Genomic DNA, 16218 nt, shown 5'->3' on the forward strand with positions numbered 1-16218 from the left:
GTACCACCTCGGGCCTGGCGGCGGGTGGCGGGGTGATCTTGTTGATCTTGCTGTCCTGGAACGGCGCCAGTTCGGTGGTGGTGGGCACCGCTTTCTTGTCCAGCGTGCCGCTGCCCTGCTGGTTTTCCTGAGCCTGGAAATCGGCCTTCTCGGGCGCTTTCTCGCTCTTGAAGGTGGCCAGGGTGATGTCCATGGTGTGGCGGATTTCGGCAGGCTTGACCACGGTAAAGCCGACGCCAAGAATCAGCGCCAGGTGCACCAGGGCAGCCAGGAACAGGGTAAAGCCGAGCCGGTCCACCGGGCGAACACGGGGCGGCAGCAGGTCGGAGGGGATGTCAGCGGGCAGCGTCATCAGGTATCCAGCAACTGCAGGGCGGGGCAGCAGCTCAGTCGATTAGGACCGGCATCATACCCCACTCTGCGGTTTAGCTTCGCGTTGGCTGTCAGCGCGCCTTGAGCTTGCGATCAATGGCATCCATCAATTTGCCACCGATATCGGTGTTGTAGGCAGCATCGATCTCGCGGATGCAGGTGGGGCTGGTGACGTTGATTTCGGTGAGGTAGTCGCCGATCACGTCCAGGCCCACGAACAACAGGCCCTTCTCGCGCAGGGTCGGGCCGACCTGGGCGGCAATCCAGCGGTCGCGCTCGGTCAGCGGGCGCGCTTCGCCACGCCCGCCAGCGGCCAGGTTGCCACGGGTTTCGCCGCTGGCCGGAATACGCGCCAGGCAGTAGTCCACCGGCTCGCCATCAATCATCAGGATGCGTTTGTCGCCGTCCTTGATCGCCGGCAGGTAGGCCTGGGCCATGATCTGCTGGGTGCCCAGCGCGGTCAGGGTTTCCAGGATCACCGACAGGTTGGGGTCGCCAGCCCGGTGGCGGAAGATCGACGTGCCGCCCATGCCATCCAGTGGCTTGAGGATCACGTCAACATGCTTGGCCGCGAATTCGCGAATGATGTCCGGGCGGCGGCTGACCAAGGTTGGGGTGGTGCACTGCGGGAACAGCGTGGCGAACATTTTTTCGTTGCAGTCGCGCAGGCTCTGCGGGCGGTTGACCACCAGCACCCCTTCATTCTCGGCCTGCTCCAGCAGGTAGGTGCTGTAGACGAACTCCATGTCGAAGGGCGGGTCCTTGCGCATCAGGATCACGTCCAGCTCGGCCAGCGGGCTGTCCTGCTCCTCGCCCAGCTCGAACCAGTGCGCCGGGTCGGCAAACACCTTCAGCGGGCGCATGCGGGCGCGGGCCTTGCTTTCGCCCTGGTACAGGTCTTGCTGTTCCATGTAGAACAGGCTCCAGCCGCGTGCCTGGGCGGCCAGCAGCATGGCCAGCGAACTGTCCTTCTTGTAGGAGATGGACGCGATGGGGTCCATGACAATGCCGAGGCGAACGCTCATGGGGTGGTTCCTCTTGGCGGCAGGTGGCCGCGATGGCGAAAGAAAAGTGGCTCAGGGTGGCGCCGCGAACGCCGCCGGTCAAGGGGCGGCGCAGATGGAATGGCCACCCGGAGTATGCTAAAAGTGCAGCTAATTTCCATTGGTAGGCGTCTATGGAACAACCCCTGAAGGTGATGGTGATCGACGATTCGCGCACGATCCGCCGCACCGCCCAGATGTTGCTCGGTGAAGCGGGCTGCGAGGTGATCACCGCCAGCGATGGCTTCGATGCCCTGGCCAAGATCGTCGACCACCAGCCCAGCATCATCTTCGTTGATGTGCTGATGCCGCGCCTGGACGGCTACCAGACCTGCGCCGTGATCAAGCACAACAGTGCTTTCAAGGACACCCCGGTGATCCTGCTGTCGTCGCGCGATGGCCTGTTCGACAAGGCCCGCGGCCGGGTGGTCGGCTCTGATCAGTTCCTGACCAAACCGTTCAGCAAGGAAGAGCTGCTCGACGCGATCCGCGCCCACGTGCCCGGGTTTACCGCGCCTCCACAACACGCACCCTGACCGCGCCCCGCCATGGCACGGCCTTACTTTCCTGATGGGGAAACAGCATGGCCCGAGTTCTGATTGTCGACGACTCGCCGACAGAGATGTACAAATTGGCCGGATGGCTTGAAAAGCACGGTCATGAGGTGCTCAAAGCCAGCAACGGTGCCGATGGCGTGGCGCTGGCGCGTCAGGCAAAGCCCGATGCAGTGTTGATGGATATCGTCATGCCTGTTCTCAACGGCTTTCAGGCGACCCGGCAATTGAGCAAGGACCCCGAGACCAGCGCCATTCCAGTATTGGTCGTTACCACCAAAGACCAGGAAACCGATCGCATCTGGGCAAAACGCCAGGGTGCGAGGGGTTTCGTGACCAAGCCCGTGGAAGAAGACGACCTGATCGCCAAGCTCAAAGAAGTGCTGGGCGCTTGACCACCCGCCCGCAAGGCGCGTCGCTGACCGCCTTCGAGCTGTTGCTGGACATTGACCGGCGCTGCCGCCTGCTGGTTGCCGACCAACCGCCGCAAGACAACCGCCTGCAACAGTGGAGCGGTATCGGTTTTCGCATTGCCGGGCAGTGGTTTGTCGCGCCCATGGGCGAGGTGGCCGAGGTGCTGCGTGAACCGCGCAGCAGCCGCGTCCCCGGTGTGCAGCCCTGGGTGTGCGGGGTAGCCAACCTGCGCGGTCGGTTGTTGCCGGTGATGGACCTGAGCAGCTTCTTCGGCCTGGGCCACGCCGCCCCGGGCAAGCAACGGCGGGTACTGGTGCTGGACCACGAGGCCCTGTTCGTCGGCCTGCTGGTGGACGAGGTACTGGGCTTGCAGCACTTTGACCTGGACAGCCTGCAGCTGTCGCCGCCGCAGCCACTGCTGCGCGCCGCTGCACGTTTTGTGCAGGGGCATTTCCCGCGTGAACGCAATTGGGCGATCTTCAGCCCCTTCGCCCTGGCCCAGGCGCCGGGCTTTCTCGATGTGGCGTTATAGGACCTGCGAACGTGAACAAGCCTGCCACCTCCGTTACCGCGACCACCGTGAGCCCGCGTACCCGCAGCATCGCGCAGATCACTGTGCTGTTTTTGATCCTGATCCTGTCGATCATCCTGTTGTTCGCCAACTTCGCGTACCTGAACACCCAATCCAATTACGACAAGCAGTACATCGGCCATGCCGGGGAACTGCGGGTGCTGTCGCAACGCATCGCCAAGAACGCCACTGAAGCCGCCACCGGCAAGGCCCTTGCATTCAAGCTGCTGTCGGATGCGCGCAACGATTTTGAGCGGCGCTGGGGCTACCTGCGCCAGGGTGACAAGTCCACCGGGCTGCCGCCCGCGCCGCCCACGGTGCGTGACGAGATGGAATCGGTACGCCGCGACTGGGAAAACCTGCGCAAGAACACCGACACCATCCTGGCCAGCGAGCAGACCGTGCTGTCGCTGCACCAGGTGGCGGCGACGCTGGCCGAAACCGTGCCGCAGTTGCAGGTGGAATACGAGAAGGTGGTTGAGATCCTGCTGCAAAGTGGCGCCCCGGCCAACCAGGTGGCGGTGGCCCAGCGCCAGTTGTTGCTGGCCGAGCGCATCCTCGGTTCGGTCAACACTGTGCTGGCCGGTGACGATGCCGCAGCCCAGGCGGCCGACGCTTTTGGCCGTGATGCCGGCCGCTTTGGCCAGGTGCTGGAGGGCATGCTCAGCGGCAACGCGGCAATCCAGATAACCCGCGTCGAAGACGCCGACGCCCGCGCGCGGCTGGCGGAAATCGCCGAACTGTTCCAGTTCGTCGCCGGTTCTGTGGATGAAATCCTCGAAACCTCGCCCGAACTGTTCCGCGTGCGCGAAGCTGCCGGCAACATCTTCAGCCTGTCGCAAACCCTGCTCGACGAAGCGTCGCACCTGGCCAACGGTTTCGAGAACCTGGCCGGCGGGCGCACCCTCGATACTGTGGGCGGCTATGCCCTGGGCGTGCTGGCGCTGGCCTCGATCATTCTCATCGGCCTGGTCATGGTGCGCACCACCAACCGCCAGCTGCGTGAAACGGCGGAAAAGAACGAACGCAACCAGCAGGCGATCATGCGCCTGCTCGACGAAATCGAAGAGCTGGCCGATGGCGACCTGACCGTGACCGTATCGGTAACCGAAGACTTTACCGGCGCCATTGCCGACTCGATCAACTATTCCGTAGACCAGCTGCGCGACCTTGTGGCCACCATCAACCACAGCGCCGTGCAGGTGGCCGCAGCCGTGCAGGACACGCAAAACACCGCTCGCCAGCTGGCCAAGGCCTCCGAGCACCAGGCCGAGCAGATCAGCGAGGCCTCTGAAGCCGTCGGCGACATGGTCGAGTCGATCGACCGGGTATCCGCGCATGCCTACGAATCGGCCAAGGTGGCCGAACGCTCGGTGGCCATCGCCAACAAGGGTAACGAGGTGGTGCACAACACCATCAATGGCATGGACAACATTCGCGAGCAGATCCAGGACACCGCCAAGCGGATCAAGCGCCTGGGTGAGTCTTCTCAGGAAATCGGCGACATTGTCAGCCTGATCGACGACATTGCCGACCAGACCAACATCCTTGCCCTTAACGCGGCGATCCAGGCTTCGCTGGCCGGTGAGGCCGGCCGTGGGTTTGCCGTGGTCGCCGACGAAGTGCAGCGCCTGGCCGAACGCTCGTCATCGGCTACCCGCCAGATAGAGGCGCTGGTGCGCACCATCCAGGCCGACACCAACGAGGCCGTCATCTCCATGGAGCAGACCACCGCCGAAGTGGTGCGCGGCGCCCGCCTGGCCCAGGATGCCGGGGTGGCGCTGGCCGAAATCGAAGGCGTATCGCAGAACCTGGCCGACCTGATCCACAGCATCTCCGACGCTGCCCAGTTGCAGACCTCGTCGGCCGGGCAGATCTCACACACCATGGCGGTCATCCAGCAGATTACCGCGCAGACCTCCGCCGGCTCCGGGGCCACTGCCGACAGCATCCGCCACCTGGCCCGCATGGCCAGCGAGATGCGCCGTTCGGTGTCCGGCTTCACCCTGCCGCCACCTGCCGAGCCCAAGTGAAGCGCCGCGTTGAGGAAGTGACAATGGCATCTGTTGCTGTAAGCCCCGAGCGCCACGACACGGTGGCGCTGGCCTGGACCAAGGCAGCCATCCTCGACTGCCTGGGCCAGGCGCGTCAGGCGCTGGAGCGTTTCGCCGGCGAGCCAGGTGACCTGTCGATACTCGCCTTTGTGGTCGACAACCTGCACCAGGTGCATGGCTGCCTGCGCATGCTCGAGCTGCGAGGTGCGACGCGTCTGGCCGAAGAACTGGAGCTGTTCGCCAAGGCCATGGCCGACGGCCAGGTGAGCCCACGGGGTGATTGCCTGGGTGCGCTGTTCCGGGGCCTGGAGCAGTTGCCCTCATACCTTGAGCGCTTGCGCGGTGCCCGCCACGACCTGCCATTGGTGATGCTGCCGCTGCTCAACCAACTGCGCGCCTGCCGTGGCATCGAGCCGCTGGCCCAGGCCAGCCTGATCAGCGGTGCTGCGCAGCGCTTTGCCGGCTCTGACGACCTGGCCAACCTCGACCTCTCGCTGGGCAACTGGCGCGAACAGTTGCAGGCCGGGCCGGGCCGCGATGCCCTGCGCTCGGTGGTGACCGCACTGTGCGACGACCTTATGCGCATCAAGGAGCGCCTGGACCAGTTCGTGCGCAGCGACCGCCAGCACAGCGAGCAGCTTGATGCCCTGCTGGCGCCGCTGCGCCACGTGGCTGATACGCTGGCTGTACTGGGCTTCCAGCAACCACGGCGGGTGATCATCGACCAGGTGTTGGCGCTGCAGGCCCTGGCTCAGGGCGAACGAGCCGTGGACGACGCGGTGTTGATGGATGTAGCGGGCGCCTTGTTGTATGTGGAAGCCTCCCTGAATGGCATGGTCGGCCCACTGGAGGAAAACGGCCAGGCCGGCCTGCCAGGCTCGGACCTGGCCGAGATACGCCAGCTGGTGCTGAACGAATCGCTGAACGTGTTGCAGCAGGCCAAGGACCTGATCGGTGACTATGTGGAGTCCGACTGGCCCCGGCAGCGCCTGCAGCCCTTGCCAGGGCTGTTGCAGCAGGTTCGCGGGGCCTTGGCCATGTTGATGCTGCCCGCCGTGGCCGAGCTGCTTGCCGGCTGTGCAAGCTATGTGCAGCGTTGGTTGCAGCACCTGGAGGAGGAGCCGCCTGCCGACGAGCTGACCCACCTGGCCGAGGCCCTCAGCGCCGCTGAATGCTACCTGCAGTGGCGGGTGGCCGACCCGCTGGCGGATGGCCAGCCGTTCATCGACATGGCGTGTGCCAGCCTGGCGGCGTTGGGTGTGCACTGTGCGCAGGCGGATGCCCGAGCGGGCCTGGATGCCAATGGCGATGGCATCGATGACGAACTGCGCGAGGTGTTTCTCGAGGAAGCGGGCGAGTTGCTGCCGGAAATCGAGCGCCACTGGCTGCGCTGGCGTGCCGATAACCAGCAGCGCGGGGCGCTGGGGGAAGTGCGCCGTGCGCTGCATACCCTCAAAGGCAGTGGCCGCATGGTGCATGCCGAGGCGGTGGCCGAACTTGCCTGGGGCGCCGAGCACCTGCTGAACCGGGTGCTGGAGGGCCGCAGCGCGCTCAGCCCGGAAGGCGTGGTGGCCCTGCAACAGGTGTTCGTCCATTTGCCCGATCTGCTGGCGGACTTTGCCACCGGCCAGCTGCCGCAATTGACCGAAATCGAACAACTGGCCGGGCACCTGCATGCCCTGGCTGAAAACGATGCACCGGCGGCCAGTATCGATGGCCTTGAGCCGCAGTTGCTGGATATCTTCCGCAGTGAGGCGCAGGGCCACCTGGCCAGCCTTGATGATTTCCTGCAGGGCGCCGACGGCCACGACACGCCGGTCAGTGATGGCCTGCAACGTGCCCTGCACACGCTCAAGGGCAGTGCCGCCATGGCCGGGGTGATGCCGATCGCTGAGCTGGCCACCGCCTTCGACCGCCTGGCCCGTGAATACAAGGGCCATCAGTTGCCACTGCAAATGGCCGAGATCGAATGGCTGGAAGCCGCGCGCTCGCTGTTCCATCTGGGCCTGGCGCAACTCGACAGTACACCACTGGCCGCCATCCCTGGCGCCGCGGAGCTGATCGAAGCGGTTGGCCAGGCAGTCGATAGCCGCCTGGCCAGCGGGCATGACGACCCGCAGCATGCCCGGCGTAGCAAGCGCGACCCGCAGCTGGTTGCCAGTTTTCTGGCCCAGGCCATGGACATTCTGCTTGATGCCGAGTCGTTGTTGTCGCGCTGGCAGCAACAGCCCGGCCAGCGCGACGCGCTGGATACCCTGCTCGACCAGATGACCAGCCTGGGCCATGCCGCGCACCTGGCCGACTTGTGGCAGATGGATGACGTGTGCGAGGCCTTGCTCGATCTGTATGGCGCCGTGGAAGAGGGCAGCCTGCCAGCCGATGCACGCTTTTTCGCCCACACGCAGCGGGCCCATGAGGCACTGCTGGACATGCTCGACGAAGTAGCGGCGGGGCAGGACATCGTGTCACGCCCGGAACTGGTCGATGGCCTGCGCACGCTGCTGGACCAGGCATTGGCACCGGATGCCACCGGCCTGGTGGGCATCGACAAGGTGACACCGCTGCACCCGGACATGGACCTGAGCGGTACTTTGGGGCTGTCGCATGACCCTTCGCTGCCAGAGGTGGGTGAGCCACTGCCAGACGAGCCGGAAAGCCCAGGCGAAGAGTTGCTGGAAGTGTTCCTCGAAGAAAGCTCGGACATTGTCGAGAGCGCCGCTGCCGCCCTGGCGCGCTGGCAGGCCGACCCGCGTAGCAGCGTCGAGGTGGACAACCTGATGCGCGACCTGCACACCCTGAAGGGTGTGGCGCGCATGGTTGAAATTGCCCCCATCGGTGACCTGGCACACGAACTGGAATTTCTGTACGAGCTGCTGGCTGCCGGGCGTTTGCCGCCGAGCCCGCCACTGTTCGCGCTGTTGCAGAATTGCCATGATCGCCTGGCGCACATGCTGGATGCCGTACGCCTGGGGCAGCCGTTGCATGCGGCCACGGCACTGATCGACTATATCCGTAACTTCAGCAGCGCGGCCCTGACCGACAGTGCGGCCGGCCAAGGGCCTGTCGAGGCAGCCGCCAGCGAGTTGCCGGCGGCAGCGCCAGAGCGGGCCGCAGGCGACATGGTCAAGGTTGATGCCGAGTTGCTCGATGACCTGGGCAACCTGGCTGGCGAACACTCGATCATTCGTGGGCGCATCGAACAGCAGGTCAACGATGCGCAGTTCGCCCTCAACGAGATGGAAACCACCCTGGAGCGCATGCGCGACCAGTTGCTGCGCCTGGATAACGAGACCCAGGGGCGGATCTCCAGCCGGCAGCCGTTCGAAGGCGATGCCTACGACGACTTCGATCCCCTGGAAATGGACCGCCATTCGCAGTTGCAGCAATTGTCGCGGGCCTTGTTCGAGTCTGCCTCGGACTTGCTCGACCTGAAGGAAACCCTGGCCCAACGCGCCCAGGAGGCCTACAGCCTTCTGCAGCAGCAGGCCAGGGTGAACAGCCAGTTGCAGGAAGGCCTGACCGCCACGTTGATGGTGCCCTTCGAACGCCTGGTGCCACGCCTGCAGCGTGTGGTGCGGCAGGTGGCCAGCGAACTGGGCAAGCAGGTGGAACTGGTGGTCGGCAACGCCGAGGGCGAACTGGACCGCAGTGTGCTCGAGCGCATGGTCGCACCGCTGGAGCACATGCTGCGCAACGCTGTCGACCATGGCCTGGAAAGCCGCGAAGCACGGCTGGCCGCTGGCAAACCGGAGCAGGGCACCATCCACCTGAATTTGCTGCACGAAGGTGCCGATATCGTTATCGAAATGACTGACGACGGTGCCGGTGTGCCACTCGACGCGGTACGGCGCAAGGCCATCAAGCGCGGCCTGCTGGATCCGCACGCAGACTTGAGCGATCACGAGATCCTGCAGTTCATCCTGCGCCCGGGGTTTTCCACCGCCGAGAAGATCACCCAGATTTCCGGGCGCGGTCTGGGCATGGACGTGGTGCACGAGGAGGTCAAGCAGCTCGGTGGCTCGATGAGCATCGAGTCGGCCCAGGGCAAGGGTGCACGCTTCTTGATCCGGCTGCCGTTCACCGTATCGATCAACCGTGCGCTGATGGTGCACCTGGGCGAAGAGCAGTACGCCATCCCGCTCAATACCATCGAGGGCATTGTCCGCGTGCCGCCGGCAGAGCTCGCAGCGTGCTATCAGCTGGACACGCCGCGCTATGTCTACGGCGGCCACGAATACGAGCTGCGTTACCTGGGCGAGTTGCTGCAAGGTGTGCCCCGCCCCGCGCTGCTGGGGCAGAGCGTGCCGTTGCCAGTGCTGCTGGTGCATTCCAAGGAGCAGTCGTTCGCCATCCAGGCCGACAGCCTGTCGCCCAGCCGCGAGATCGTGGTGAAGAGCCTGGGGCCACAGTTTGCTGCGGTGGCCGGGTTATCGGGGGCGACATTGCTGGGTGACGGGCGGGTCGTGCTGATTCTCGACCTGCTCGGCCAGCTGCGCGGCCAGCAGCGGCGCCTGGCACGTTTGCCCGGTGGCGAAGCCCAGCGCCAACTGCTCGGCCCGGCGCCGCGGCGTGCGTTGCTGGTGATGGTGGTGGATGACTCGGTGACCGTGCGCAAAGTCACCAGCCGCCTGCTGGAACGCCACGGCATGAGCGTGCTGACGGCCAAGGACGGGGTTGATGCCATGGCCCTGCTGGAAGACCACCGCCCCGACGTGTTGCTGCTGGACATCGAAATGCCGCGCATGGACGGCTTCGAGGTGGCCACACGCATTCGCCGTGACGAGCGGCTGAAAGACCTGCCCATCATCATGATCACCTCGCGCACCGGGCAGAAGCACCGCGACCGTGCCATGGCCATCGGCGTCAACGAATACCTGGGCAAACCGTACCAGGAGTCGCTGCTGTTGCAGAGTATCGCCCATTGGAGCCAGCCCCATGCTTGAACTGATTTCCGGCCAGCGCAGCAGCCTGACCGGGCTGTTGCTGCCTTTGGGTGATCGCACCCTGGTGCTGCCCAACGTGGCGGTGGCTGAGTTGAGCGGGCAGCGCAACCTGGTGTGCCAGCCTGGCGACCCCGCCTGGCACCTGGGCTGGATCGACTGGCGGCAGCAGCGCCTGCCGCTGATCGGCTTCGAGGCGGCGTGTGGGGGTGAAACCCCGTGCGGTGAGCGGGCCCGGGTAGTCGTGCTCAACGCACTGGGTGATACCGGCCTGCGCTACCTGGCGCTGTTGCTGCAAGACATCCCGCGCTCGTGCAAGCTCGACAGCCAGCTGAACTACGTGGACGTGGCGCTGGGCAGGCTGGAGCTGGCGGCGGTGCAGGTGGGCGAGCAGGTGGCTCGGGTGCCGGACCTGGTTGCACTGGAAAGGCTGGTGCGTGACGCGGATCTGCAACCTGACCTTGGCTAGGATGATGCTTGTGCGGGCCTCTTCGCGGGCAAGCCCGCTCCCACAGGTACACCACTGACCTTGAGTCCTGTGCATTACCTGTGGGAGCGGGCATGCCCGCGAAGAGGCCATCAGCATCACATCAGGAACCCAGCCCACCTGAAGAGGTCTGTGTTTGCATGTATTACGGTGAACGCTTCAATGCCTGGACCCACCTGGTCGGTGCTGTCCTGGCCTGTATCGGTGCCATCTGGCTGATCGTGGTCGCGGGCCTGCAAGGGGACCCGTGGAAGATCGTCAGTTTCTCCATCTACGGCAGCACCCTGCTGTTGCTGTACAGCATTTCCACCCTGTACCACAGCACCCGCGGGCGGGCCAAGGTAATCATGCGCAAGCTCGATCACCTTTCTATCTACCTGCTGATCGCTGGCAGTTACACGCCATTCTGCCTGGTCAGCCTGCGCGGCCCCTGGGGCTGGAGCCTGTTCGGCGTGGTCTGGGGGCTGGCGGTGATCGGTATGCTGCAAGAGATCAAGCCGCGCTCCGAGGCGCGGATCCTGTCGATCATCATTTATGCCGTGATGGGCTGGATCGTGCTGGTGGCAGTGAAACCGTTGCTGCAATCGCTGGGCAGCGCCGGCTTTGCCTGGTTGGCCGCCGGCGGGGTGTTCTACACCGTGGGCATCATCTTCTTCGCGCTCGACAGCCGCTTGCGCCACGCTCACGGCATCTGGCACCTGTTCGTGATTACCGGCAGCCTGCTGCATTTCGTGGCGGTGTCGTTCTACGTGCTCTAGTCAAAAGTCGCCCCACAGTTGCTGTGCCACCGACAGCGCCACAACGGGCGCAGTTTCAGTGCGCAGCACGCGCGGGCCGAGGCGGGCGGCGTGGAAGCCGGACGCTTTGGCCTGCTCGACTTCGGCCTCGCTCAGGCCGCCTTCGGGGCCGATCAGAAACGCCAGGGTCGCAGGTTTTTCGTGGCTGGTAAGCGGCTCGGCCACCGGGTGCAGGACCAGTTTCAGGTCCGCCTTGGTGCTGCCCAGCCATTCGGCCAGGGTCACGGGTGGGTGGATGACCGGCAAGGTAGAACGACCGCATTGTTCACAGGCGCTGATTGCCACTTGCCGCCAATGGGCCAGGCGCTTGTCGGCGCGCTCGTCTTTCAGGCGCACTTCGCAGCGCTCGCTGACAATCGGGGTGATTGCATTGGCGCCCAGCTCGGTGGCCTTCTGGATCGCCCAATCCATACGCTCGCCGCGGGACAGGCCTTGGCCGAGGTGCACGTGCAGCGGTGAATCGGCCTGGCCGGCAATGGCCCGGTCAAGGTTGACGCGTACGGTTTTCTTGCCCACTTCAAGCAGCTGACCGAGGTATTCCTGGCCGCTGCCGTCGAATAGCTGCACGGCGTCGCCGGGGGCCATGCGCAGTACGCGGCCGATGTAGTGGGCCTGGGCTTCAGGCAGGTCGTGCTCGCCAAGGCTCAGGGGGGCGTCGATGAAGAAGCGGGACAGTCTCATGGGTTTGCTCGGTAAATAGAGAGACACAGATCCCCTGTGGGAGCGGGCGTGCCCGCGAATCAGGCGCTGCGGTGCCTGGCAAGGGCTTCGCCCTTGTTCGCGAGTACGCTCGCACCCACAGGAAAAGTGGTGTGGCGAATTGCCGGGCTAGCCCGGGTCGCGGAAATCGGGGTGGAAGTTGGCCGGCACGGCAACACTGACGCTGTCGCGGGTGGCGATGTCGATGCCTTCGCTGGCGACCTCGGCAAGGAAATCGATCTGCTCAGGGGTGATCACGTACGGTGGCAGGAAGTACACCACGCTGCCCAGCGGCCGCAGCAAGGCGCCGCGGGTCAGGGCATGCTCGAACACCTTCAGGCCGCGACGCTCCTGCCAGGGGTAGGCCACCTTGCCAGCCTTGTCCTGAACCATTTCGATAGCCAGGGCCATGCCGGTCTGGCGGATTTCGGCAACGTGAGCATGCTCGGCCAGGTGCGCAGTGGCGGTGGCCATGCGCGTGGCCAGGGCCTTGTTGGCTTCGATCACGTTGTCCTGCTCGAAGATATCCAGGGTCGCCAGCGCCGCAGCACAAGCCAGCGGGTTGCCGGTGTAGCTGTGCGAGTGCAGGAACGCGCGCAGGGTCGGGTAGTCGTCATAGAACGCCTGGTAGACCTTGTCGGTGGTCAGGCAGGCGGCCAGCGGCAGGTAGCCACCGGTCAGGGCCTTGGACAGGCACAGGAAGTCCGGGCGGATACCGGCCTGTTCGCAGGCGAACATCGTGCCGGTGCGGCCAAAGCCCACGGCGATTTCGTCGTGGATCAGGTGCACGTCATAGCGGTCGCAGGCCTCGCGCAGCAGCTTGAGGTACACCGGGTGGTACATGCGCATGCCGCCGGCACCCTGGATCAGCGGCTCGACGATCACGGCGCTGATCGAGGCGTGGTGTTCGGCCAGGGTCTGCTCCATGGCGGCGAACATGTTGCGCGAATGCTCCTCCCAGCTCATGCCCTCGGGGCGCAGGTAGCAGTCGGGGCTAGGCACCTTGATCGTGTCCAGCAGCAACGCCTTGTAGGTTTCGGTGAACAGCGGCACATCACCTACCGACATGGCGGCGATGGTTTCGCCGTGGTAACTGTTGGTCAGAGTGACGAAGCGCTTCTTGCCCGGCTTGCCGACGTTCTGCCAGTAGTGGAAGCTCATCTTCAGCGCCACTTCGATACACGACGAGCCGTTGTCGGCGTAGAACACCCGGTCAAGGCCGCCCGGGGTCATGGCCACCAGGCGCTCGGACAGCTCGATTACCGGCTGATGGCTGAAACCGGCCAGGATCACGTGCTCCAGTTGGTCGACCTGGTCCTTGATGCGCTGGTTGATGCGCGGGTTGGCGTGGCCGAACACATTGACCCACCAGCTGCTCACCGCGTCCAGGTAGCGCTTGCCTTCGAAGTCCTCAAGCCACACGCCTTCGCCGCGCTTGATCGGGATCAGCGGCAGCTGCTCGTGGTCTTTCATCTGGGTACAGGGGTGCCACAGGACCTTGAGGTCACGTTGCATCCACTGATCGTTGAGGCCCATGGGCACTTCTCCTGGCTTTGCGGCGTGGTTCGACCGCGTAAGCCTAAGCAATGCCGCAGGGCAGGACAACCGCTGCCTCTCAATGACGTTGGGTGCCGGTCCATTCCAGCCGGCGGATGTGCACGGTTCCGGCCTGCGAAGTGGAGATGGTCAGGCGGCGGAAGGGGCCGTCGATCACCTGGTGGTAGGGGTACGTGGCAATGGGGCCGGGGCGCAGGTCGCTAAACCCGCTGCCTTCCACTGTGAGCCAGTAAAAGGTGCGCGGGACCGGGGCGACCAGGTCGTAATCAACCCTTTCAGCATCGAACAGCATGTGCAGGTCGTCGCAGAGAAAGTCGCTGACTACGTAGTATTCCAGGCGCAGGCACTCGACTTCCTGGGCGAAGACGATTTCTACGTCGCTGTGTTCACCGATGACCAGTTCGGTACCGTCTTCACCCTTGAACGCTTCATGAAAGCCGGTCCAAGAGGTGCTGTTGGAGCGGATACTTAGGCCGGAGGCTGTATGAAGCGTTTTTTTGTGCCATAGAAACTGCCGTTCGACGTGTTGGAAGTGCTCCTCGAAGATCATGCGCATGCCCTCCTGGCGGGGCTTCTGGCCAGTTTCGCCAGCTTCGCCTGCCGCCGTGTGACATGGCTACTGGCAAAAATGTCAGTTGCCAAAAGGACTTGATGTCACTGCGCTGGCAGGGCCGGCGGAGCTGACGTATTCTTAACGCATCTCTCTCGGGGCATTCCTGCCTCTCCCTGTTTCTGTAACCTCTGACTCGGAGTTCGCCGACATGGCTGCTGCTTGGGTGCGCCTGTGCGCGTTGGTATTGATTGGTGTCACCAGCGGCGCCGCGCTGGCAAAGGACAAGACGCCCACGGCGATTGTCGTGGGTGGCGGCCTGGCTGGCCTGACGGCAGCCTATGAGCTGCAGGACAAAGGCTGGCAGGTGACTCTGCTGGAGGCCAAATCGGGCATGGGTGGGCGTTCGGGCCTGGCCACCAGCGAGTGGATCGGCAATGCCAAGGCGCAGCCGGTGCTCAACCATTACCTGGACCGTTTCAAGCTTGAAACACTGGCGGCACCGGAGTTCGTGCGTACCCCTGGTTACCTCATCGACGGTGAGTACTTCAGCGCCACCGACCTGGCCACCAAGCAACCGGCTACCGCCGAAGCGCTCAAGCGCTACGAGAAAACCCTCGATGACTTGGCCCGTTCAATCGATGACCCGCTGAACCCGCAGGCAACCAGCACGCTGTTCGCCCTCGACCAGATCAACGTCTCCACCTGGCTGGACAAACTGCAACTGCCGGCCACTGCCCGTCAGCTGATCAACCAGCAGATCCGTACCCGTTACGATGAGCCGTCGCGTCTGTCGCTGCTGTATTTCGCCCAGCAGAACCGAGTGTACCGTGGTGTCAGCGACCGCGACCTGCGTGCCGCGCGCCTGCCCGGTGGCAGCCCGGTGCTGGCCCAGGCCTTCGTCAAGCAGCTGAAGACCATCAAGACCAGCTCACCTGTCACTGCCATCGTCCAGGACAAGGATGGTGTGACGGTCAAAGTTGGCAGTGTCGGCTACCAGGCGGATTACCTGGTCATGGCCGTACCACTGCGCGCCCTGGCCAAGATCCAGATGACTCCAGGCCTGGACAACCAGCACCTGGCGGCGCTTAAAGGCACCAATTATGGCTGGCGCGACCAGCTGATGCTCAAGTTCAAGAAGCCCGTGTGGGAAAGCCGCGCGCGCATGTCGGGCGAAATCTTCAGTAATACCGGCCTCGGCATGCTGTGGATCGAGCCCGCGCTCAAGGGCGGCGCCAACGTGGTGATCAACCTTTCCGGCGACAATGCCCGCCTGCTGCAGGCGTTTGGCGATAAGCAGATGGTCGACCAGGTGCTGATCCGCCTGCATGCGTTCTACCCGCAAGCCCGCGGTGCCTTTACCGGTTACGAGGTGAAGCGCTACAGCACCGATGCTGGTACTGGCGGCGCGTACCTGGCCTATGGCCCGGGGCAGATCAGCAAGTACTGGCGCCTGTGGGAGCGCCCAGTGCAGCGCATCACCTTTGCCGGTGAGCATACCGACGCCCTGTACCCAGGCACCCTGGAAGGCGCCCTGCGCAGTGGCCAGCGCGCGGCCAGCCAGGCGCAGGACCTGCTGGCCGGCAAGTCGTTCGACCCCGCCAAGGCGGTGCCGGTTGCGGCGGCAGCGGCAGCCGGTGCAGCGGCCACCAAGGACAGCAAGGGCGGGTTCTTCTCCAATATGTTTGGTGGTTCGTCCGATAAGGGCGACAAGGCTGACAAGGCGCCGGTCAAAGCTGAGCCTAAGCAGCCCGAAGAGGCCAAGCAGGACAAGCCAGGCTTCTTCAAGCGCCTGTTCGGTGGGGCGCAAGCGCCAGAGGTGAAGGCTGAGCCAATTGCCAAAGCTGAGGAAGTGGCGCCGGCCCCTGCGCCTGCTCCACAGGCCGCGCCGGTCCCGGCAGCGCCTGCGCCTGTAGCCAAGGAACCGGCTGCCAAGCCTGCGGCAACCAAGGCCGCCCCGGCCAAGCATGCCCCGGCGCACAAGCCAGCTCCCAAGCCTGCCGAAACCAAGAAGGCGACAGCCAAATCCGAGCCGACCAAGAAACCTGTGGCCAATAACCAGGCCAAGGCTGGCTGATTGATCGAAGGTGCTGGCCGCTCCCACAGAGTCACGCTAACTCCCTGAGTTAGCGGGGACTCTGTGGGAGCGGGCTTGCCCCGCGAACACCGGCAAAGCCGGT

Annotated in this window: 12 protein-coding genes and 1 pseudogene; 8 read left to right on the top strand and 5 right to left on the bottom strand. The window is 64.5% G+C overall.

Annotated features, from left to right (window positions below):
* A pseudogene (locus tag AC07XM_RS22020) lies at positions 1 to 352 on the bottom strand (energy transducer TonB); the annotation flags it as partial.
* Between the two features lie 91 nt (positions 353 to 443).
* Positions 444 to 1397 (bottom strand): glutathione synthase, encoded by a 954-nt coding sequence (gene gshB / locus AC07XM_RS22025; protein ID WP_060516883.1) that lies wholly within the window; start codon positions 1395 to 1397, stop codon positions 444 to 446.
* Positions 1398 to 1549: 152 nt separating this feature from the next.
* On the opposite strand from gshB, the gene AC07XM_RS22030 reads away from it, so the two are divergent.
* The 7 genes from AC07XM_RS22030 (at position 1550) to trhA (ending at position 11193) form a co-directional block, all read left to right on the top strand.
* Positions 1550 to 1951, top strand: a complete 402-nt coding sequence (locus AC07XM_RS22030; protein ID WP_016501972.1) for a response regulator — start codon at positions 1550 to 1552, stop codon at positions 1949 to 1951.
* Between the two features lie 47 nt (positions 1952 to 1998).
* Positions 1999 to 2364, top strand: a complete 366-nt coding sequence (gene pilH / locus AC07XM_RS22035; protein ID WP_016489541.1) for a twitching motility response regulator PilH — start codon at positions 1999 to 2001, stop codon at positions 2362 to 2364.
* A complete protein-coding gene (locus AC07XM_RS22040; RefSeq protein ID WP_016489540.1) occupies positions 2361 to 2915 on the top strand; it encodes a chemotaxis protein CheW in 555 nt (184 codons plus the stop codon). Before pilH ends, AC07XM_RS22040 begins: the two co-directional genes overlap by 4 nt.
* A 47-nt stretch (positions 2916 to 2962) precedes the next feature.
* Positions 2963 to 4987: a methyl-accepting chemotaxis protein gene (locus tag AC07XM_RS22045; protein WP_224372594.1), complete on the top strand. Its 2025-nt coding sequence runs from the start codon at positions 2963 to 2965 to the stop codon at positions 4985 to 4987.
* Positions 4988 to 5010: 23 nt separating this feature from the next.
* Complete coding sequence (locus AC07XM_RS22050; protein ID WP_070086475.1) at positions 5011 to 9951, top strand: hybrid sensor histidine kinase/response regulator; 4941 nt, start codon at positions 5011 to 5013, stop codon at positions 9949 to 9951.
* Positions 9944 to 10417, top strand: coding sequence for a chemotaxis protein CheW (locus tag AC07XM_RS22055; RefSeq protein ID WP_016489537.1), 474 nt, complete (start codon positions 9944 to 9946; stop codon positions 10415 to 10417). The genes AC07XM_RS22050 and AC07XM_RS22055 overlap by 8 nt, the downstream gene beginning before the upstream one ends.
* Positions 10418 to 10575: 158 nt before the next feature.
* On the top strand, positions 10576 to 11193 hold the full coding sequence (gene trhA / locus AC07XM_RS22060; protein ID WP_070086476.1) for a PAQR family membrane homeostasis protein TrhA: 618 nt from the start codon (positions 10576 to 10578) through the stop codon (positions 11191 to 11193).
* On the opposite strand, the gene AC07XM_RS22065 is transcribed toward trhA, so the two are convergent.
* The 3 genes from AC07XM_RS22065 to AC07XM_RS22075 form a co-directional block, all read right to left on the bottom strand.
* Positions 11194 to 11913 (bottom strand): 16S rRNA (uracil(1498)-N(3))-methyltransferase, encoded by a 720-nt coding sequence (locus AC07XM_RS22065; protein ID WP_023048334.1) that lies wholly within the window; start codon positions 11911 to 11913, stop codon positions 11194 to 11196.
* Positions 11914 to 12060: 147 nt separating this feature from the next.
* Entirely contained in the window at positions 12061 to 13467 is a 1407-nt protein-coding gene (locus tag AC07XM_RS22070) for an adenosylmethionine--8-amino-7-oxononanoate transaminase (RefSeq protein WP_102689716.1), read from the bottom strand.
* A gap of 79 nt (positions 13468 to 13546) precedes the next feature.
* Positions 13547 to 14038: a hypothetical protein gene (locus tag AC07XM_RS22075; RefSeq protein ID WP_016489533.1), complete on the bottom strand. Its 492-nt coding sequence runs from the start codon at positions 14036 to 14038 to the stop codon at positions 13547 to 13549.
* Between the two features lie 211 nt (positions 14039 to 14249).
* On the opposite strand from AC07XM_RS22075, the gene AC07XM_RS22080 reads away from it, so the two are divergent.
* Positions 14250 to 16115 carry a flavin monoamine oxidase family protein gene (locus AC07XM_RS22080; RefSeq protein WP_102689717.1) on the top strand — a complete coding sequence of 622 codons (1866 nt, stop codon included), beginning with the start codon at positions 14250 to 14252 and terminating at the stop codon, positions 16113 to 16115.
* Positions 16116 to 16218: the final 103 nt, after the last annotated feature.

This window comes from Pseudomonas sp. GW460-LB5, assembly GCF_059423245.1.